Annotated in this window: 16 protein-coding genes; 7 read left to right on the forward strand and 9 right to left on the reverse strand. The window is 71.2% G+C overall.

Features of this window, described 5'->3' with window-relative positions; translation table 11 throughout:
* Nucleotides 1–27: 27 nt before the first annotated feature.
* Entirely contained in the window at nucleotides 28–495 is a 468-nt protein-coding gene (locus CBM2586_RS28070) for a CBS domain-containing protein (protein WP_115666072.1), read from the forward strand.
* 23 nt (nucleotides 496–518) lie between these two features.
* Nucleotides 519–842, forward strand: coding sequence for a BON domain-containing protein (locus CBM2586_RS28075; RefSeq protein ID WP_115691106.1), 324 nt, complete (start codon nucleotides 519–521; stop codon nucleotides 840–842).
* Between the two features lie 84 nt (nucleotides 843–926).
* Here the strand turns inward: CBM2586_RS28075 and CBM2586_RS28080 are convergent, their stop codons facing one another.
* The 5 genes from CBM2586_RS28080 to CBM2586_RS28100 all read right to left on the reverse strand — a co-directional run bounded on the left by CBM2586_RS28080 (nucleotide 927) and on the right by CBM2586_RS28100 (nucleotide 5,558).
* Nucleotides 927–1,388: a PRC-barrel domain-containing protein gene (locus CBM2586_RS28080; RefSeq protein WP_115691108.1), complete on the reverse strand. Its 462-nt coding sequence runs from the start codon at nucleotides 1,386–1,388 to the stop codon at nucleotides 927–929.
* 71 nt (nucleotides 1,389–1,459) lie between these two features.
* Nucleotides 1,460–2,050 (reverse strand): hypothetical protein, encoded by a 591-nt coding sequence (locus tag CBM2586_RS28085; protein WP_115691110.1) that lies wholly within the window; start codon nucleotides 2,048–2,050, stop codon nucleotides 1,460–1,462.
* Between the two features lie 107 nt (nucleotides 2,051–2,157).
* A complete protein-coding gene (locus CBM2586_RS32470) occupies nucleotides 2,158–2,871 on the reverse strand; it encodes a hypothetical protein (RefSeq protein WP_115691112.1) in 714 nt (237 codons plus the stop codon).
* Nucleotides 2,872–3,089: 218 nt separating this feature from the next.
* A complete protein-coding gene (locus tag CBM2586_RS28095; protein ID WP_231942672.1) occupies nucleotides 3,090–3,998 on the reverse strand; it encodes a sensor histidine kinase in 909 nt (302 codons plus the stop codon).
* Nucleotides 3,999–4,157: 159 nt separating this feature from the next.
* Nucleotides 4,158–5,558: a sigma-54-dependent transcriptional regulator gene (locus CBM2586_RS28100; protein ID WP_115691114.1), complete on the reverse strand. Its 1,401-nt coding sequence runs from the start codon at nucleotides 5,556–5,558 to the stop codon at nucleotides 4,158–4,160.
* A 386-nt stretch (nucleotides 5,559–5,944) separates the two neighbouring features.
* Here CBM2586_RS28100 and CBM2586_RS28105 point away from each other — a divergent pair, with 386 nt between their 5' ends.
* Entirely contained in the window at nucleotides 5,945–6,994 is a 1,050-nt protein-coding gene (locus tag CBM2586_RS28105; protein WP_115666067.1) for a sigma-54 interaction domain-containing protein, read from the forward strand.
* On the opposite strand, the gene CBM2586_RS28110 is transcribed toward CBM2586_RS28105, so the two are convergent.
* The 3 genes from CBM2586_RS28110 to CBM2586_RS32240 form a co-directional block, all read right to left on the reverse strand.
* Nucleotides 6,979–9,000 carry a hybrid sensor histidine kinase/response regulator gene (locus tag CBM2586_RS28110; protein ID WP_115666542.1) on the reverse strand — a complete coding sequence of 674 codons (2,022 nt, stop codon included), beginning with the start codon at nucleotides 8,998–9,000 and terminating at the stop codon, nucleotides 6,979–6,981. The genes CBM2586_RS28105 and CBM2586_RS28110 overlap by 16 nt on opposite strands.
* Before the next feature lie 240 nt (nucleotides 9,001–9,240).
* Complete coding sequence (locus CBM2586_RS28115) at nucleotides 9,241–10,245, reverse strand: SDR family oxidoreductase (RefSeq protein ID WP_115666066.1); 1,005 nt, start codon at nucleotides 10,243–10,245, stop codon at nucleotides 9,241–9,243.
* Nucleotides 10,246–10,480: 235 nt separating this feature from the next.
* The gene (locus tag CBM2586_RS32240) at nucleotides 10,481–10,804 is read right to left on the reverse strand and encodes a hypothetical protein (RefSeq protein ID WP_240991482.1); all 324 of its coding nucleotides are present in this window, start codon (nucleotides 10,802–10,804) and stop codon (nucleotides 10,481–10,483) included.
* Here CBM2586_RS32240 and ligD point away from each other — a divergent pair.
* The 4 genes from ligD to CBM2586_RS28135 all read left to right on the forward strand — a co-directional run bounded on the left by ligD (nucleotide 10,773) and on the right by CBM2586_RS28135 (nucleotide 17,566).
* The gene (ligD, locus tag CBM2586_RS28120) at nucleotides 10,773–13,397 is read left to right on the forward strand and encodes a DNA ligase D (protein ID WP_240987941.1); all 2,625 of its coding nucleotides are present in this window, start codon (nucleotides 10,773–10,775) and stop codon (nucleotides 13,395–13,397) included. The genes CBM2586_RS32240 and ligD overlap by 32 nt on opposite strands.
* Before the next feature lie 128 nt (nucleotides 13,398–13,525).
* Nucleotides 13,526–13,927, forward strand: coding sequence for a hypothetical protein (locus CBM2586_RS28125; RefSeq protein ID WP_115691118.1), 402 nt, complete (start codon nucleotides 13,526–13,528; stop codon nucleotides 13,925–13,927).
* Between the two features lie 327 nt (nucleotides 13,928–14,254).
* The gene (locus CBM2586_RS28130; RefSeq protein WP_115691119.1) at nucleotides 14,255–16,291 is read left to right on the forward strand and encodes a hybrid sensor histidine kinase/response regulator; all 2,037 of its coding nucleotides are present in this window, start codon (nucleotides 14,255–14,257) and stop codon (nucleotides 16,289–16,291) included.
* 216 nt (nucleotides 16,292–16,507) lie between these two features.
* Nucleotides 16,508–17,566, forward strand: a complete 1,059-nt coding sequence (locus tag CBM2586_RS28135) for a Ku protein (protein WP_115666062.1) — start codon at nucleotides 16,508–16,510, stop codon at nucleotides 17,564–17,566.
* A 126-nt stretch (nucleotides 17,567–17,692) separates the two neighbouring features.
* On the opposite strand, the gene CBM2586_RS28140 is transcribed toward CBM2586_RS28135, so the two are convergent.
* Nucleotides 17,693–18,154 carry a BON domain-containing protein gene (locus CBM2586_RS28140; RefSeq protein WP_115666061.1) on the reverse strand — a complete coding sequence of 154 codons (462 nt, stop codon included), beginning with the start codon at nucleotides 18,152–18,154 and terminating at the stop codon, nucleotides 17,693–17,695.
* Nucleotides 18,155–18,387 lie beyond the last annotated feature (233 nt).

Genomic DNA, 18,387 nt, shown 5'->3' on the forward strand with positions numbered 1-18,387 from the left:
CGGTCCCGCCAGCGAACGGAGCCACCCATGTTCCAGTCCCCTGCCACGCAACCCCGCGCGCCGCGCCGGGTCGCCGACATCATGACGCGCCAGCCGGCGTATATCACTCCCGACGAGACCATCCAGCATGCCGCGCAGCTGATGGCGGACCTGCACGTCGGCTCGCTGCCGGTTTGCGACGGCCGGCGCCTGGTCGGCATGCTGACCGACCGCGACATCACCGTGCGCGCCATCGCCAGCGGCCAGCCGCCGCAGGCCACGCGCGTGGCCGCTGCGATGTCGCCGCAAGTGCAATGGTGCCTCGAAGACGAATCGCTCGAAGACGCGCAGCACAAGATGGAAGCCGCGCAGGTGCGGCGCCTGCCGGTGCTCGACCACGACCACACCCTGGTGGGCATCCTGTCGCTGGGCGACCTCGCCAGCAAGGGTGCCGACACGCGCGAGTCCGGCGAGACGCTGGCGTCGATCTCCACCCCTTCGGCGCCCGCGCGCTGAAGCCGCATCGACCAGGAGCCGCGATGAGCGCAAACCCTTCCGCCGATGATGCCCTGCGCGTAGCCGTGCACGCCGAAATTGCCGCGGCCTTCGACGGCCGCTTTCCCGACGGCGTGACGCTCGAGGTGGCCGACCGGCGCGTGACCGTGCGCGGCTGCGTGGACGACGTCGCGACCGCGCAGCGCGTGGAAAAAGCCGCGGCGGTAAGCCCCGGGGTGTTGGGCGTGCATAACGCGCTGTCGACGCGGCAGCCGCCTGCGCCCGAACCGCAGGGCCAGCCCGCCGGCAGCGGCAGCCATGCCGATCCGGCCGACAAGCCCGCCGGGCAGGTGAACCACAAGGTCTGAACGCCAACGCTGAACGTCAAGGCGCCGGAGGTTTGCTCCGGCGCCTTGTCGTCAGCGTTGCGTCAATGGCCCGACCAGCCGCGCTCAGCCCCAGGGATCATAGCGGTCGGCCTCCCAGTACGGCGAGATGCCGTAGTACTGGTGGATGCTGGTGGCCCATTGCGAGTCCGCCATGGTCGGCCAGTGGTCCTTGTCGAAGCCCGGCGCGGCCTTGAGCCGGTCTTTCTCCACGCCGAGCACGAAGCACTTGCGCCGCGTGTCGAGCGTCAGCGCGGACCACGGCAGCGCGAACAGCTTTTCGCCGATGCCGAGGAAGCCGCCCATGGCCAGCACGGCATAGGCGACGCGGCCGCCGAGCACGTCGATCATGATGTGGTCGATGGTGCCGATGTCGTCGCCGGCCGGGTCAACCACCTTGTTGCCCTCGAGCGTGTCGGCCGCCATCACGAAGGGGCCGGGTCCCGGCGAATTGCGGTCGATGCCGCCCACGATCGAGGCGCCGTGCGGCTGTTCGGCGCCGGGCGTTTCAGGTTGGACTGGATTCATGGATACCTCCGTTTGGCTGCGCGGGTAGCGGGTTGGGCGAAGTGCGAAATGCAGCGCGCGGATGCGGCACGCTAGCGGCGTTCGCGCGGTTCGGCCGGCACCGGCGGCACCAGCGGATCGAAGTCGGCCCAGCGGCCATCGACCCAGTCGCCGTCGGCGCGCTCGACATCCTTGGCGCCGCCCTGGCGCAACACGGTCGCGACCGTGTCCGCGGTGGCGGTGTCGGGGCTGGTCAGGTGCGCCGCCAGCACGACCCCGGCATTGCGCACTGGCGGCTGGCCGGTGCGCGGGTTGCGCCCGGCATGGCGCGCCAGCGCCAGCGCACCCGCGAGCGAGCCCAGGTAGGCGCCGAGCCCGATAGCGAATACCAGCACCAGGATCGACAGCGGTGGCGTCGCGTCCAGCGCGGCCACCAGCGCCGCGCCGACCGCGGCGCCCACGGCAGCGCCGATCAGCACCCCGCCGATGGCGCCCGCGCCCGATCGGCGCGCGCCAGCGTCGGCGGCGTGGTCGCCGCCGATGGCATAGGCGGCATGCTGCCCGGGCGGGTTCACGTAAAACAGGTTCAGGTCGTGGTCGGCAAACCCCTGCGCACGCAGCCGGCTGGCGGTGGTTTCGGCGGTGGCGAAGCTGTCGAAGCGGCCAGCGATAATGGCGGACATGGTGGCTCCTTTTCGTTCATCGATGTGGTCGGAACCGCGGCGGGGCTGGTGGCAGCCACGCCGCGGCGCGTGGACTCAAGGTGGACTAAAGGGGGCAGGCACGCTCCTCAGCGCTTGGCCGACTTGCCCGGCTTGGCGGACTTGGCCGCGGTCCTGGTCCCGGCCTTGCCCGCGGCCGCTGCCCCGGTCTTCGCGGCAGGCCTGGCTGCGCGCTTGGCTGCGGGTTTGGCAGCGGGCTTGGCGGCCGGCTTGGCCGTGGCGGACCTGGCCGTGGACTTGCCGGCGGTCCGGGCCGGTGTCTTCGCGGCTGGCTTGGTGGCCGGCTTGGTGGCCGGCATCTCGCCCGCCTTCGCACCTGCCTTCGCACCCGTCTTTGCCGCGGGCTTGGCCGAGCGCCCCGACTCCGCGGCGGCACCCTTGCGCTGGCCGGCCGGCTTCGCGCCTACCGGCTGCTCCTGGCTGCCTTCCCTGAGCTTCCAGTCGACGTCGTCGCGCGCGGTCTGCGTTTTCTTCTCGGCGTGCATGGCAGCGCTGGGCGAGATCGGATCGCTGGCCGGGAAGGTCATCTCGAGCGAATCGTCGACCGCGGCCTGGTAGGTCTTGGCTTCCTTGCCGCGTGGGCTGGTACCCGCGGCCGGCTTGCCGGCGGCGCCCTTGCCCGCGGACGGGCCGCTGCTGCGGGCGGCCGGCGCGGTGCCGGCGCGCGCCGATGGCGTGGCCCTGGTGGACTGCGCGGACCGCGTCGCGGTCGCGGACTTGGCCCGGGACGGCTTCTGAGCAACCTGCTCGGCCTGGGCGGACTTGCGGCTGGCGTTGGGCATGGTTGTTCCCTCCTTGGTTTAGGGTGCTTGATCCATGCAAGGGGCGGGCCAGAACCTTGCCGGCGACCCTGCGCGAATGCACGCGCTGTCAGCGCGCGTGGCAACGCTGCCGTGCCGTGGCGCGCATTGGCGGCGCGCTGGCGTCGCGGGCAAGTGGTACGCGTAGCGTTGGCGCCGGCCTGGTAAAAACTACATCGAAATCGGCGGCACGGCCGCTTTCAGGCGGGGCGCATATGGCGCGGGAACCGGACCGCGATGCAGACGCTGACCTTGTCGCTGTCGCAGCCGTCGCTCTCGGCGCTCAGCACGGCGCCGTGCATTTCCACCATGCGCCGCGTCAGCAGCAGTGCGCTGCTTTGCCGGGACGGCGGCTCGCCGCCGTGCGGCGGGCGGCGGCCGAAGAAGTCGGTCAGCGCCGCCAGCCGGCTGGCGCTGCGCTGCGAATCCAGCGGCGGGCTCTCGGTAATGCGCAGCTTGACGTAGTCGGGCTCGCTGAACAGGTGCAGGCTGACCGCGCCGCCGGCGGGCGCACGCCAGATGCAGTGCACCAGCAGGTGCCGCAGCAACGGCGCCAGCCGCATGGCATCCCCGTCGATCTGGTAGGCGGCGGCATCCGGCGCAGTGGATGCCGCGGTGGATGCGGTCGCAGCTTGCGACCGGATCGCGGCCCCGTCCGCGCTCAGCGGCGACAGCAGCACGCCGCGCGCCTCGGCCGCCTGGCGCCGGTCGGCGATGGCCTGCAGCGCCAGCGTGCGCAGGTCCAGCTGCTGCCAGCGCGGCGGGGTCTCGTCGGCAAGCAGCCGCACCCCCTCTTCCATTTCCTCGATCAGCGCGAGCTGCTGCTGCATGCCGGAGCGGATGCCGTCGAGCGCGCGCTGCGCCGGCGCCGGCGTGGTATCGAAGGCGCGGTCCAGCACATAGGCCCAGCTCTGGATGGCGTTCAGCGACGAGCGCAGGTCATGCGCGGATTGCTCGATCAGCGTGCTGACCTCCTGCACGCTGCGCACCGGCTGGGCACTGCCGTTGCCGGCCGCGGCCTGCGCGCTCGGCGCCCGCGCGTCCGACGGCTGCGCTGAATCTGGCTCAGGGGTGCCCGGCGAGCCGGACGGCGGAAATAGCTGCGTCATGTGCAAGGCGGCCGCACTGGCCAGTGGACATGGCTGGCCGGATCGGCCGGTGACGTTGCCCTGCTGGGAAGCAAGAAACGTGCTGCGCGCGCCAGAGTGGTCCCCGGGCCCGCCGCGCATGCCCGCCACCCCCGTGGTCGCAAGCGCTCGCGCACGCCGTCACCCGGTTGCCGACGGGCCCGAGTCGTTGCGCGAGGCCCGCAGCCACTCTGGCAATTCGCCACGGGCGGCATAATCTTCCAGCCGGTTGTACAAAGTCTTCAGGCTGATGCCGAGAATCTCGGCGGCGTGCTTCTTGACTCCCGCGCACTGCTCCAGCGTGGCGAAGATCAGCTGGCGGTCGGCGTCGGCCAGCGACATCCCCACCGGCACCGACACCACCGCCGCGCCCGGCGCCTGCGTGGCCACGACCTGCAGCGGCACCTGCGCCTCCGTGATGAGGTCATCGTCGGCCATGATGAAGGCGCGCTGGACGAAGTTGCGCAGCTCGCGCACGTTGCCCGGCCACGCATGCAGGCGCAGGCTGTCGAGCACATTGGGCGCGAAGCGCCGCTGCACGCCCTGCTCGGCATTGAGCTGGTCCAGCATCATGTTGGCGATCTGGATCACGTCGTCGCCGCGCGCGCGCAGCGGCGGCAGCTCCACCGGAAACACGTTGAGGCGGTGGAACAGGTCGGCGCGCAGCTTGCCGTCGGCGACCGCTTCTTCCGGATTGCGGTTGGTCGCCGCCAGCACGCGCACGTCGGCATGGCACTCGCGGTTGGTGCCCACCCGCATGAAGGTGCCGGTCTCGAGCACCCGCAGCAGCTTGACCTGCAGCTCGGCGGGCATCTCGGTGATCTCGTCCAGGAACAGCGTGCCGCCGTCGGCGCGCTCGAAATAGCCCTTGTGCTGGCGGTCGGCGCCGGTAAAGCTGCCGCGCTCGTGGCCGAACATCTCGCTTTCGATCAGCGTGGGCGAGATCGCGCCGCAGTTGACCGCCAGGAACGGCTGGCGCCGCCGCGCAGACAGCTCGTGCACGGTCTGCGCGGCCAGCTCCTTGCCGGTGCCGCTTTCGCCGATCAGCAGCACGGTGGCCTCGGTCGGCGCCACGCGCGCCAGCTGGTCGTAGACCGCCTGCATCACCTCGGAGCTGCCCATCAGCCGGCCGAAGCGGCCGTAGCGGCGCAATTCGCCGCGCAGCGAATGGATCTCGGCGCGCAGTTCGCCGGTGGTGGCGAGGCGCTTGAGCACGGTCTGCAGGCGCGCGACGTTGATGGGCTTGACCAGGTAATCGGTCGCGCCCGCGCGCAGCGCTTCCACCGCGCTTTCCACGCTGGCGTAGCCGGTAGTCAGGATCACCTCGACCCCGGAGGCGCCGACCTCCTCGAACAGCTCCATGCCGTTGCCGTCCGGCAGGCGCAGGTCGGCCACGATGGCTTCCGGCATGCGCCAGCCGATCTGCAGCCGCGCTTCACGCAGGGTGCCGGCGGTGGCGGAGGTGAAGCCTTCCATGGCTACGATCTCGGCCAGCGCGGCGCATGCGTTTTCGTCATCATCGACAATCAGGATGTGGGGCATACGATCCGTCAGTGAGACCTAATGGGAACTCAAGGCAACTCTTCCGGGCGCTGCCTTCCGCAACCGCAACGCCGACTGGCACCGGGTGTGCGGAAAAGCCGCCGGCGCGCCTCATGCGTGGCGCGCACGACAGCCATGGGCAGGCACAGGAGGGCACGGCCCTGACTGCGGATTCGGGTCCGCGGGGGCGGGTCCACACTGCGTAATGCCAGTCTAAGCCCGGGCAGGCACGGTCGTTGCCGGTGTCCGTCTGACACAGCTGTCGGAAGTTGCCGCGCAGGCGCGCGCCGCTATGGCAAGCCCTCACGCCAAAGGCTAGCATAGGAACTTCTCCCGGCAACCCGCTGCCTGCAACCCTCGATCGGCCGATTTCGGGCCCGCAACCCGTGCCAGTGACCGCCAGCACTTCGCGGCGCAGCAGCGCCGCCGCCGCTTCCAGCCACGCCGCCGGCACCGCGCCGGCCAGCGAACCCGCGCCGCGCCGCGCCGTGCCGTCGCAGGTGTCGCTGCTGTGGGAAAGCACCGCGCCCGCGATGCAGCGCCTGCTGGCGCAGATCGAGCGCGTGGCGCCCACCGATGTCACCATGCTGGCCGTGGGGGAAAGCGGCTCGGGCAAGGAGGTGGTGGCGCGCGCGGTGCATGAACGCAGCGCCCGCCGCAACGGCCCCTTCATTGCCGTCAACTGCGGCGCGATCCAGCCCACGCTGATCGAATCCGAACTGTTCGGCCACGAAAAAGGCGGCTTTACCGGCGCCATCGAGCAGAAGGCGGGCTACTTCGAGCAGGCCCAGGGTGGCACGCTGTTCCTGGACGAAGTCACCGAGATGCCGCTGGAGATGCAGATCAAGCTGCTGCGGGTGCTGGAGGGCCGCACCTTCCACCGCGTCGGCGGCGATACGCTGATCGCCACCGACGTGCGCATCCTGGCGGCCACCAACCGCGACCCCGTGGAAGCCGTGCGCGGCGGCCAGCTGCGCGAGGACCTGCTGTACCGGCTGGCGGTGTTCCCCTTGCATATCCCGCCGCTGCGCGAGCGGCCCGACGACATCGTGCCGCTGGCACGCCACTTCCTGGCCGAATACAACGCGATGGAGCGCACCGACAAGAGCTTTTCGGCGGGTTCGCTGGACCGCCTGGTGCGCTACGACTGGCCCGGCAACGTGCGCGAACTGAAGAACGCGGTCTACCGCGCCTTTATCCTCGCCGACAAGGTGGTGGAGATCGGCAACCCCAACCTCGCCACGCAGGCGCCGCGGCCCACCACCGTCGACGGCGTGGTCAACGTGCGCGTCGGCACCACCCTGGCCGACACCCAGCGTGAGATCATCATGGCGACGCTGGCGCGCTTCGACGGCGACAAGCGCCAGGCCGCGCGGGCTCTCGGCATCAGCCTGAAGACGCTCTACAACCGGCTCGACGCCTACCGCTCCCTGTGAGGCGCCGGGCCCGCGGGCCTTGCCGGCAGCGGCCGGGCCAGGGCCCGCGACAAGGCCTCGATCGACAGCGGCTTGGTCAGGTGGGCATCGAAGCCGGCCTGCTTGCTGCGGCGCAGGTCCTCGGCGGTACTGCGTCCAGACAGCGCCAGGAACTGCACCGCGCGGCCGCGCAAATCCTTGCGCAGCGCTTCCAGGACTTCATAGCCCGACATGTCGGGCATCTGCAGGTCCAGCAGCACGCAGTCGGGCCGGAACGCCGCGGCCACGCTCAGCGCCTGCTGGCCCCCGTGCACCGCCCGGGCCTCGTGGCCGAGCAGGGTCAGCAGCTCGGCCATGCTGTCGGCGGAGTCGGCATTGTCATCGACCACCAGCACGCGCCGGCGCGGCGCCTTGCCCCGCGCCAGCGTGGCGGGCTCGGCCGCCCGCGCGGCGGCGCGCGGCAGAATCACGGTGAAGGTGCTGCCCTTGCCCACACCCGCGCTCTCGGCCTGGATCGCGCCGCCATGCGCCTCGATGATGGCCTTGGCCAGCGCCAGGCCGATGCCCAGGCCGCTGCGGCTGCCGGCGTCGCCCTCCTGCGCGAACAGGTTGAAGATCCGGTCCAGCGCCGCCGGCTCCAGCCCGCGGCCGGTGTCCGACACCGCGGTGATCACGCGCGCCGGCTCGACGCTGACGTGCACGCACACGGTACCGCCGCGCGGGGTGTACTTGGCCGCGTTGCTGAGCAGGTTCAGCAAGACCTGGCCGAGCCGCGCAGCATCGGCCCGCACGTATGGCGACTCCTCCGGCAGGGCCACCACCAGTTGCTGGCCCGACGCTTCCAGCGTGGGACGGATCGCCTCCAGGCTGGTGCTCACCACGTCGTGGTACGGCGTCGGCGTCAGCTCCATCTTCATCTTGCCGGCGGCGACACGCCCGACATCGAGCAGGTCGTTGACCAGTCGCTCCACCTGGCGCAGCTGGCGGTCGATGATCTCGGCGCAGCGGCGCACGCGCGGCCCGGTGTCTGGCGTCAGCGCAATGGCTTCCACGGCGTTTCGCACCGGCGCCAGCGGATTGCGCAGCTCGTGGCCGAGGATGGCCAGGAAAGATTGCAGCCGGCGATTGCCTGCATCGAGCAATTCCAGCCGCAGCGCGTCGCTCAGGTCGCGCGCGGTCCACAGCAGGCTTTCCGGGCACCCCGCCGCGTCGCGCACCAGCACCATGCGCGTGGCGCAGCGCACCACCGAGCCGTCCTTGCGCGCCAGGCGTTCTTCGCCAGCCCATTGCCCGCAGGCCCGCGCCGCCTCCAGCGCGGCCTGCGGACGGCCCGCGGCGGCATCCTGGCGGGTATAGAGCCATGCCAGCGGCTGGCCGGCCGCTTCTTCCGCGCTGTGGCCCGCGAGCGCGCGCGCGCCCGCGTTCCAGCTGCGGATGGTGCCGTCGAGGGAGAGTTCGCACACCGCGGTGCAGGGCAGGTTGTCCGCCAGCAGGTGAAGCTTGTCGGCGGACAGGCGCGCATGGTCGGCGGCGGCCTGCTGCACCGTGGTGTCGCGGCACGACACGATAAAGCCGGCGCCCGCTGCGCCGTCGGCAAACGCGCCTGCTGCCGCGGGCGCGGTCGCGGGCAGGTCGGCGGCGTCGATGCGCCGTAGCTCGCAGCTGGCGCGCAGCAGGCTGCCGTCGCGGCGCACGCGCCAGCCTTCGTCGTGCGCCTGGCCGGCCTGCGCGGCCGCGTCGAGCCATTGCTGCGGCAGGCCGGCATCGACATCCTCGGTACGGTACAGCCGCGACACATGGCTGCCGGCGATCTCCGCGGCGCTGTAGCCGAACAGCCCACGCGCGGGTTCGGGCCACGCCACGATCACGCCGTGCGCATCGAGCTCGAATACCGCGCAATCCTGCACCGCGTCGAGCAGGCGCCGGTATCGTTGCACCAGCTGCAGGGGGTCATCGTCCGCGGGCGAGCCGCCGGACGCTTCCAGGGGAATTGCGCGAACCTCGGGTGACGCTTGCAGCCCGGACATGAGCACCTTCGCCAGGGTTGTATTGACGGTGGTCCGGCCCGCATCGCGGGCCGCCATCGGCCCGTGCCGGCGCACAGGGCCAAATGCCCGCGAGCGCGGGCATTCCAGTCAATGATAGGCGCTGGCGGCCCATGCGCCACCCGATATAGTGACTCAGGCCACGGCCCGTTCCCGGTGGCAAGCGGACCGGCGGCGTGCCGCGCGGCGGCCGTCACCGCCACCGCGCGGCGGGGGCGCTCGCTAGCGGCGGCGCAGCTGGACCATCGCCGCGACCGCGGCCGAGGCGCCGACCACCAGCGCGGTGGTCAGCATGGGGTAGCGCGCGGTGGTGGTGTACGGGCATGAATGCAGCGCGGCGCGGGTGCCGGTGCGTTCCTGCAGGCCGCTGCCGCTGCCGTAGAGCGCATTGTCCTCCAGCGGGCCGGCCGGATGGCGGGTCTGCTGCGCGCGCCCCATGAAGCGGCGCATGAAGCGATCGAAGGTGTGCGGCGCATGGTACGCGGCGGCCGAGAAGGCCTTGGCCGCGGCGCCGACGAACAGCTCGCGGCGCGGGTTTTCCGCGGCGAACAGGATCGCGTCGGCGGCCATGGCGGGGTCATACAGCGGCGGCGGCAGGCGCGGCTCGACGTCGAGGAAGTTCTTGGCGTGCATGGCCAGCGGGGTTTCCAGGCCGGCGGGCTTGATCAGGGTCACGCTGACCGGGGCCTGCTCCTGCTCCAGCTCCAGCCGCAGCGAATCGGTGAAGCCCTTGATCGCATGCTGCGAGGCCGAGTAGGCGCTCTGCAGCGGCATCGGGCCGTCGGCGGCCTCGCTGCCCATGTTGATGATGGCGCCGCCGCGCTCGCGCAAGTGCGCCGCGGCCGCCAGCGAGCCATGCACTGTGCCCCAGTAGTTGGTGTCGAAGAGCCTGCGCTGGTCTTCCAGCGGCACATCGCAATGGCGGCCGAAGATGGTCACGCCGGCGTTGTTGATCCAGGTATCGAAGCCGCCGAAGCGCTCGATCGCGGCATGCGCCACCTTGCCGACCTCTTCGTGCCGGCCGACGTCAGCGACCACGGTGATCACTTCGGTGCCCTGCTCGCGCAGTTCTTCCGCCAGCTGGTGCAGCGACCCCTCGCTGCGCGCCACCAGCACCAGGCGCGCGCCCTGCTGCGCCGCCTTGCGCGCGGTGACCAGCCCAACACCGCTGCTGGCGCCGGTCAGCACCATGACCTGCGAGCTGATTCTCTTCAAGGTGGGTTTCATCTGCCGCTTCCTCCGGTGGGGAGGCCCGGCCCGGCGCCGGGCGTATCGGTGGGAAGTCGCAAGGAGCGTTCCCGTCGCGGAGCCGCTGTGACCGCGGCGCCCAGGCATGACGTCCACGGCAGATTTACAACGCCTGGTAAGAACCACATGGCGCCGGGGGCGCATCGCGGTGATGGCCGTAGCCGTGCCGTTCCGGCTTGCGCGCGCGATGCGGCATGTAGGACGGGCGCCGATTTCAGCGCGGCCAGGTGCTGCCTAAGCTGGATGCATCGACGCAACCGGCGACCGCCATGGCCAAGATCACCTCGCACGCCTCGCGCACCGCTGGCAAGCGCGCGGCGAAGCCTGCCGCCAGGACGGGCGGCAAGCCCGGCAAGACGACCGCGGCGAAGCCCTCGGCGAAGCCTGCAACCAAGTCAGCAACCAGCCCCACGACCAAGCCCGCGACCAGGCCCACAAACAGGCCCACAAACAGGCGCGCCGCCAGCGCCCGCCCGGCGGCACGCGGCGAGGCAGCGACCACGGGCATGCCCGCGGCGCTGGAAAAATACCGCCGCATGCGCGACTTCGGCGCCACGCCCGAGCCCAGCGGCGCCGCTGCCCGCGCCGCACCGCGCCAGCGCGCCGCGGCGCTGTCGTTCGTGATCCAGAAGCATGCGGCGCGGCGGCTGCACTACGATTTCCGGCTGGAGCTGGGCGGCACGCTCAAGAGCTGGGCCGTGCCCAAGGGGCCCAGCCTGGACCCCGCCGACAAGCGCATGGCGGTCCATGTGGAAGACCATCCGATGGACTACGCCGGCTTCGAGGGCGTGATTCCGGCCGGTCACTATGGCGCCGGCACGGTGATCGTCTGGGACCGCGGCACATGGGTCCCGGTCGGCGACCCCGAGGCCGGCTACCGCAGCGGCAAGCTCAAGTTCGAGCTGCGCGGCGAAAAGCTGCACGGCCAATGGACCCTGGTGCGCATGCATGGCAGCCGGCAGAAAGAGCAGGACGCCTGGCTGCTGATCAAGGAGCGCGACGACGCCGCGGTGCCGGCGTCGGAGTTCGACGTGGTCGAGGCCATGCCCGACAGCGTGCTGGGCGGCACCCAGCGCAAGTCCGCGGCCAGGCGCACCGGCGCCGGCAAGGCGGCAGAGCCGGCCGCAGCGGACCGATCGACGACACCGGCAGCGCATGACGCCATCCGCGCGCTGAAGCCGCCGCCCGACGCGACGCGTGCGGCGCTGCCGCTGGCGCTGGCGCCGCAGCTGGCGACCCTGGTCGACAAGCCGCCGCCCGACGCCGCCGCCTGGCGCTACGAGATCAAGTTCGACGGCTACCGGCTGCTGGCGCGCGTCGACGGCAAGGATGTGCGGCTGTTCACGCGCCAGGGCCATGACTGGACCAGCAAGCTGCGCGCGCTGGCGCGCGATGTCGGCGCGCTGGGCCTGCCCGACGGCTGGCTCGACGGCGAGATCGTAGTGCTCGGCAAGCACGGCGAGACCGACTTCCAGGCCTTGCAGAATGCCTTCGATACCTCGCGCGTCGAAGCCATCCAGTATTTTGCCTTCGACCTGCCCTACTTCGCCGGCCATGACTTGCGCAAGGTGCCGCTGGTGGAGCGCCGCGCGCTGCTGCGCCGGATCTTCCAGCACAACACCTCGCCGCGACTGCAGTTCAGCGAAGACTTCGAAGCCAGCGCCGGCGACATGCTCGACGCCGCTTGCCGCATGAAGCTGGAAGGCGTGATCGGCAAGCGCGTGGATTCCGGCTACGTCAGCGCGCGCAGCAATACGTGGATCAAGCTCAAATGCACCTTGCGCCAGGAATTCGTGGTGGCGGGCTTTACCGATCCCAAGGGCAGCCGCAATGGCATCGGCTCGCTGCTGCTGGGCGTGCACGACAGTGGCGGGCGCCTGCGCTATGCCGGCAATGTCGGCACCGGCTTCGACACCCGCACGCTCGACGCGCTGCGCGCGCAGCTGGATGCGCTGCGCGCCGATGCGTCGCCATTCCACACGGTGCCGGCCGGCGTGCGCGGGCATTGGGTCAAGCCCAGGCTGGTGGCCGAAGTCTCGTTCGGCAGCTGGACCCGCGAAGGCCGGGTGCGCCATGCGGTGTTCCACGGCCTGCGCACCGACAAGCCCGCCGGCGCGGTTTCGGTCGAGCAGGCGGCGGCGCCCGCGGGCAAGGGCAAGGCCGCAGCCACGACGCGGGACAGGCCAGCAGGCAGGCCTGCGCCCGGCTCAAAGGCGGGCGCAGCAAAGCGCCAGACCGCGGTGGGCGGCAAGGTCTCGATCAGCCACGCCGAGCGCGTGATCGATGCCGGGTCGGGCCTGACCAAGGGCGAACTGGTGCGCTACTACGAACGCGCCGCGCCGCTGATGCTGCCGCACCTGCGCGGACGACCGATTGCGATGGTGCGGGCGCCATCGGGCGTGGGCGGAGAGCAGTTCTTCCAGCGCCACAGCGACACGCTGCGCGTGGACGGCCTCAACGTGCTGGATCCCGGCCTGTGGCCCGGACATCCCGCACTGCTGGAGATCGCCTCCGCCGAGGCGCTGGTCGCGGCCGCGCAGCTCAACGTGGTGGAATTCCATACCTGGAATGCGAGCAAGCGCAGCATCGACCGGCCCAACCGCATCATCTTCGACCTCGACCCCGGCGAGGGCGTGCCGTGGGCACAGGTGCAGGAGGCGGCCGCGCTGATGAAGGCGCTGCTGGACGAGCTCGGTCTGGCCAGCTTCCTCAAGACCAGCGGCGGCAAGGGCCTGCACGTGGTGGTGCCGGTGACGCCGCGCGCGGGCTGGGACGAGCTGAAGGATTTCGCGCGCGACGTGGTGCTGCATGTGGCCGCGACGCTGCCGCAGCGCTTCGTCGCCAAGAGCGGCGCGCGCAACCGGGTCGGCAAGATTTTCATCGATTACCTGCGCAACGGCATGGGCGCCACCACGGTGGCGGCGTTCTCGGCGCGCGCGCGGCCCGGGCTGGGCGTTTCGATTCCGGTCGCGTGGGAGGAACTGGACACATTGACCAGCGCCGCGCAATGGACCGTCGCCAACGTCGAAGCCCGGCTGGACGCGCTGGAGGCGGCCGACCCGTGGGCGGACTACGCCGGCACCCGGCAGGCCATCACGCGCGCCGCGGCACGGCTGGCCCGGGCCGGCTAGCCCCTGCGCGGGCCGGCTGTCGCGGCCATGGCCGGCGGCATATTTCTTGCCCTTTGGTGGCGAGCGTGTCCCGGCGCGATCCCCGCAGCAAACCGCGCCGGGCCGGCAACGCCCTACGGAGACAGACCATGCCCTCACTCAAGATAATCGCGAACCTGCGCGCCGCGGGCACCACCGGCGCGGCCCCGCGCAGCCGCCGCAGCCTGCGCCGCCTGCTGGTGTCCTGCGCCATGCTGTCCTGCGCGGCCGCACCGGTACAGGCGAAGCTGCCCCCTCCCACGCCCGAGCAGCAGCAGGCAGCCGAAGCCAAGAAGGCCAAGGAAGCCGAAACCGCCAAGCAGCAAGCCGACGCGCTGGCCGCGGTGCAGGACCGCATTGCCGCCCGCTTTGGCAAGGGCACCGACTACAAGGGCTGGACCGAGCCCGGCAAGATCCCGCAGAAGGCTGCCGAAGCGCCGCGCTCCACCGGCCCGCATGGGGGCACCTCGCCCAGCGCCGAGGCCCACAGCGGCGAGGCGGCGCGGCGCTAGCCCGCCAGCCTGCCCGCCGGCCCGGCCGGTCTCGATGCCGGCATGCCGCCCCGCGCTGTCCCCGCGGCCCACGACGTTGCCAGGCCGGCACGCGTCTTGCCACGGCGAAGCGGAACGGCCCGCGCAAAACTCCGCGGCCATCTTGATGAACAAGGGGACGGCGATGATCTGGGGGATGGGGGATTGCAGGATTTTCAAAGGCAGTGCGCGCCACCGTGGTAAGCCTTACACGCGCGGCGTCGTGCCCGGCGCGCATTTACACGGCCCGGCCGCTGCCTGCTGCCGCTCATCGGGGGCGCGCCCCGCGGCGCCGCTCAGTGTGCAGCCATGAAGCCGCAAGCCAACCGCGCCCCGCTGATCCTGAACGTCGAGGATCGCGAAGGACCCCGCTACGTCAAGAGCCGCATCCTGCATCGCGGTGGATTCTCGGTGATCGAAGCCGTCACCGGCCACTCGGCGTTATCGCTGGTGCGCCAGCACGCGCCGTCGCTGGTGCTGCTGTCGGCAAAGCTGCCCGATATCAGCGGCCTGGAAGTGTGCCGCCTGCTGAAAGAAGAGCCGCAGACGGCGCGCACGCTGGTGCTGCTGACCTCGCCCGGGCTGGCCCAGTCGCGCCAGCGCGTCGAGGCGCTGAACTGTGGCGCCGACGGCTACCTGGTCGAGCCCGCCGAACCCGAGGAACTGCTGTCCAGCATCCAGGCGTTGCTGCGCCTGCGCGGTGCCGAAGACGCCTATCACCGCACCTCGCGCGCCCTGCACGAGCATGAGGACATGTTCCGCCAGCTGGCCGAATCGCTGGCGGATGTGGTGTGGATCCTGGATCCGTCGACGCGGCGGCTGCTGTTCGCCAGTTCGTCGCTGACGACGGTGTGCGGCTACTCGGCCGAGCAGTTGATGGCCGACCCGCGCCGGTGCCTGGAACGCGTGGCGCCGGCCGACCGCGCGCGCGTGGAAGCCGCCGTGGACAGCATGCTGCGCGACGGCAGCATGGATATCGAATTCACCCTGGCCCTGCCCGGCGGCGAGGCGCGCGAAGTCCGCGCGCGCGCCTTTCCCATGCGCGGCCGTGGCGGCGCCGACGACGCCGAGGGCGCGCAAGCCGCGGCGGGCGGTCCGCCGTTGCGCATTGCGGGGATCTGCCAGGATGTGACGCTGCAGAATCGCGCCGGACGCACGCTGCGCGACGAGGAGCGGCGCAAGGACCAGTTCCTGGCGATGCTGGCGCATGAGCTGCGCAATCCGCTGGCGCCGCTGCGCAGTGCCGCCGACCTGCTGCAGCAGCTCGCGCCCACGCGCGAGGACATGTTCCGCGCGCGCGACATCATCGGCCGGCAGTTGCATCACCTGACCCGGCTGGTCGACGAGCTGCTCGATATCTCGCGCTTCAACCAGGGCCGCATCACCCTGCGGCAAGACCTGGTGGAACTGCGCACCGCGCTCAATACCGCGGTGGAAGCGATGCGTCCGGTGCTCGACGCCTACCGGCACACGCTGCGGCTGTCGCTGCCCGAACAGCCGCTGCCGGTGCGCGGCGACCTGGTGCGCCTGACGCAGATCTTCAGCAACCTGCTGCAGAACGCGGCCGCGTACACCCCGGCCGGCGGCGTGATCTCGGTCGAAGCCAGCTTCGACGAGAGCGCGCCGGAGACCGTGCCGGATGCGGTCTCGGGCGGGCAGGTCACGGTACGCGTGCGCGACAACGGCACCGGGCTGTCCGCGGCACTGCAGCGGCAACTGTTCGATCCGCTGGCCCCGCACGATCCGGCCGGGGAGCACGACGCCCCCACCGAGGCAGCGCACAGCGCCTTCCCGCATGACGGGCCGGGCATCGGCCTGACCCTGGTGCAAAAGCTGGTGCAGCTGCACGGCGGCACCATCCGCGCCTTCAGCGCCGGTCCGGGCCAGGGCAGCACCTTCACCGTAATGCTGCCGGTCGAGCCGTGGCAGAACTGGCATCCCGGTTCCGGCAAGGCCGGCCCGCGGCGCAGCGCGCCGCGCCGCATCCTGGTGGTGGACGACAACGTCGACGCGCTCGAGGCCATGACGATGGCGCTGCAGGCCATGGGGCACACCGTGGTGACCGCGCCCGACGGCCCCAGCGCGCTGGCGCGCGCCAGCGACGCGCGCCCGGACCTGGTGCTGCTGGACCTGGGCATGCCGGCCATGGACGGCTTTGAAACCGTGCGCCGGCTGCGCGCGCTGCCCGAACTGCGCGGCGCCAAACTGGTCGCGCTGACCGGCTTCGGCCAGCCCGAGGACCGCCGCCGCGCGCTGGCGGCGGGATTCGACCAGCATTTGGTCAAGCCCGCCGACCTGGACGCGCTGACGCGGCTGCTCGATGAGCTGGACCAGGAGCGCGCCTAGCGCCAGGGCCGCACCGGCCGAAAATTTCTCCCGAGCCTTCACTAAGGAGCTATCCGTGCATACCACGCCCGATCCCGACATCCCGCCCCGCGAGCCCGAAGTCCCGCCGCCGGAGCCGCCGCCGGGCCCGCCCCAACCCGTGGAAGACCCGCCCCCGGGCGACATGCCGCCACCGCCGCCGCAACGCGCCGGCGCCCGTGGCAAAGGAGCGATCAAGTGTCTCGCATCATCTGGAAAGGCGCCATCGCCTTCGGTCTCGTCAACATCCCCGTCGTCCTGCGCCCCGCGTCGCGCAGCCAGTCGCTCGATTTGGACCTGCTAGACGTGCGCGACATGGCCCCGGTAGGCTACCAGCGCATCAACAAGAGCACTGGCAAGCCGGTCGACAAGGAGCATATCGTCAAGGGCTACCAGTACGCCAAGGACGAGTACGTGCTGCTCAACGAGGAAGATTTCCGCCGGGCCAATGTCGAGGCCACGCAGACCGTGGACATCGTCAGCTTTGTCGATGCCGAGAGCATTCCGCCGTACTACTTCGACACCCCGTACTACCTCGAGCCCGACAAGCGGGGCGAGCGCGGCTATGCCCTGCTGCACGAAACCATGCGCCGCACCGGCAAGGCCGCGCTGGCACTGGTGGTGCTGCGCGCGCGCCAGCACCTGGCGGCGATGCTGGTGCACGACGATGCGCTGGTGCTGAACACCATGCGCTTCGCCGACGAGGTGCTGCCGATCGCCGAGCTGCGCCTGCCCAAGGCCGCCAGCGGCAAGCCCACCGGCGCGCACGCGCGCGAGATCGAGATGGCCACCAAGCTGGTCGACGACATGACCGAGGAGTGGGCGCCGGAGCAGTACCGCGACACCTACCGCGACGACCTGATGGCGCGCATCGAGGAAAAGATCGAGTCCGGCAAGACCCACCAGCTGACCCCGCCCGCGGAAGAGGAAGAAGCCCCGCGCCAGGGCGCCAAGGTCATCGACATGGTGGCGCTGCTGCGCCAGAGCCTGGGCAAGCGCGGCAAGGGCAAGCAGGAAGACGAGACTGAGGCCGAGACCGAAGCCGAAGCCGAGCCGGCGCGCCGCAAGCCCCCCGCGCGGCACGCCGCCGCACGCAAGCAGCCCGCCGCGAAGCGCACCAGCGCCACGCCGGCCAAGCGCACGCGCAGTACCGGCACAAAAACCGCAGGCAGCAAGCGCGCGCCCGCCAAGGGTGAATCGCATGCGCCAGCCGCGCGCAAGAGCGCCGGCACGACCGGCAGAAAGCGCGCAGCCTGAACGCACGAGGCTGGCCACACTGCCGCAAAAAACTCCCGCCTGGGGCTCCCTCTCCCGCTTGCGGGAGAGGGCGGGAGAGAGGGCCGGCACCTCAATGAAGTGAACAGGCCGAAGATCGCCCACCGGTCAGCGCGTCGACACCTTTAGCTTGTCATTCACGGACGTCACGCCCTCGACGCTGCGAATCGTCTTCAATGCAAGCGCATGCTGCTGCTGCGTCGGCACCGTGCCGCTGACCTCCACCGCGCCCTGCTGCGTCGTCACATGAATGCCGGTGGCCTTGAGCTCCTTGGTGCCGAGCAGCCGGGTCTTGATCTTCGTGGTGATGGCGCTGTCCTCGAGGCTTTGCCTGGCCTGGTCGGCCCCGGTCACCGCGCTGTTGGCCGCGCTGGTGGCCGCGCTGGTGGCCGGATCGGGGCGCCCGGGCATGCCCGGCGCCGAGTTGACCGGTGCCACCGGCGCATCGTCGGCCGCAACGAAGATCAGCCCGCTCTTGTCGAGCGCCAGCGCGCTACCGGCAGCCGCCGCCAGCGCCGACGCGGCGCAGGCCATGCGCAGGGTGCGCGCGGTGGTTCGGGAAAATCGCATGGCTTTCTCCTTGAGACGGTCCAGCGCACACCGCTGCCGGCCGGGCAAACGGCGCCACTGGCAAGGCATTTTTCAGCAAGCTCCATACCCGGACGCCGGCCCGGGTCATGCCCATGGCGGCGCGCGGGATGCTGTGTAAAACGGGCCACGCGTTGTAAAAGCGCCGCGGCGCGCGCGTGGCGCATCGCGCGCTTCCGCGCCTGCTCAGGCGGCGTGGCGGCGCTGTCGTGCTT

Origin of the sequence: Cupriavidus taiwanensis, assembly GCF_900250115.1 — a bacterium.
In the GTDB taxonomy this organism is placed as follows: domain Bacteria; phylum Pseudomonadota; class Gammaproteobacteria; order Burkholderiales; family Burkholderiaceae; genus Cupriavidus; species Cupriavidus taiwanensis_B.

Bases quoted from the DNA above. Each gene is read 5' to 3' on its own strand.
- CBM2586_RS28070 (WP_115666072.1), top strand. From the start codon at position 28: ATGTTCCAGTCCCCTGCCACGCAACCCCGCGCGCCGCGCCGGGTCGCC.
- CBM2586_RS28075 (WP_115691106.1), top strand. From the start codon at position 519: ATGAGCGCAAACCCTTCCGCCGATGATGCCCTGCGCGTAGCCGTGCAC.
- CBM2586_RS28080 (WP_115691108.1), bottom strand. From the start codon at position 1,388: ATGAATCCAGTCCAACCTGAAACGCCCGGCGCCGAACAGCCGCACGGC.
- CBM2586_RS28085 (WP_115691110.1), bottom strand. From the start codon at position 2,050: ATGTCCGCCATTATCGCTGGCCGCTTCGACAGCTTCGCCACCGCCGAA.
- CBM2586_RS32470 (WP_115691112.1), bottom strand. From the start codon at position 2,871: ATGCCCAACGCCAGCCGCAAGTCCGCCCAGGCCGAGCAGGTTGCTCAG.
- CBM2586_RS28095 (WP_231942672.1), bottom strand. From the start codon at position 3,998: ATGACGCAGCTATTTCCGCCGTCCGGCTCGCCGGGCACCCCTGAGCCA.
- CBM2586_RS28100 (WP_115691114.1), bottom strand. From the start codon at position 5,558: ATGCCCCACATCCTGATTGTCGATGATGACGAAAACGCATGCGCCGCG.
- CBM2586_RS28110 (WP_115666542.1), bottom strand. From the start codon at position 9,000: ATGTCCGGGCTGCAAGCGTCACCCGAGGTTCGCGCAATTCCCCTGGAA.
- CBM2586_RS28115 (WP_115666066.1), bottom strand. From the start codon at position 10,245: ATGAAACCCACCTTGAAGAGAATCAGCTCGCAGGTCATGGTGCTGACC.
- ligD (WP_240987941.1), top strand. From the start codon at position 10,773: ATGCCCGCGGCGCTGGAAAAATACCGCCGCATGCGCGACTTCGGCGCC.
- CBM2586_RS32240 (WP_240991482.1), bottom strand. From the start codon at position 10,804: ATGCGGCGGTATTTTTCCAGCGCCGCGGGCATGCCCGTGGTCGCTGCC.
- CBM2586_RS28125 (WP_115691118.1), top strand. From the start codon at position 13,526: ATGCCCTCACTCAAGATAATCGCGAACCTGCGCGCCGCGGGCACCACC.
- CBM2586_RS28130 (WP_115691119.1), top strand. From the start codon at position 14,255: ATGAAGCCGCAAGCCAACCGCGCCCCGCTGATCCTGAACGTCGAGGAT.
- CBM2586_RS28140 (WP_115666061.1), bottom strand. From the start codon at position 18,154: ATGCGATTTTCCCGAACCACCGCGCGCACCCTGCGCATGGCCTGCGCC.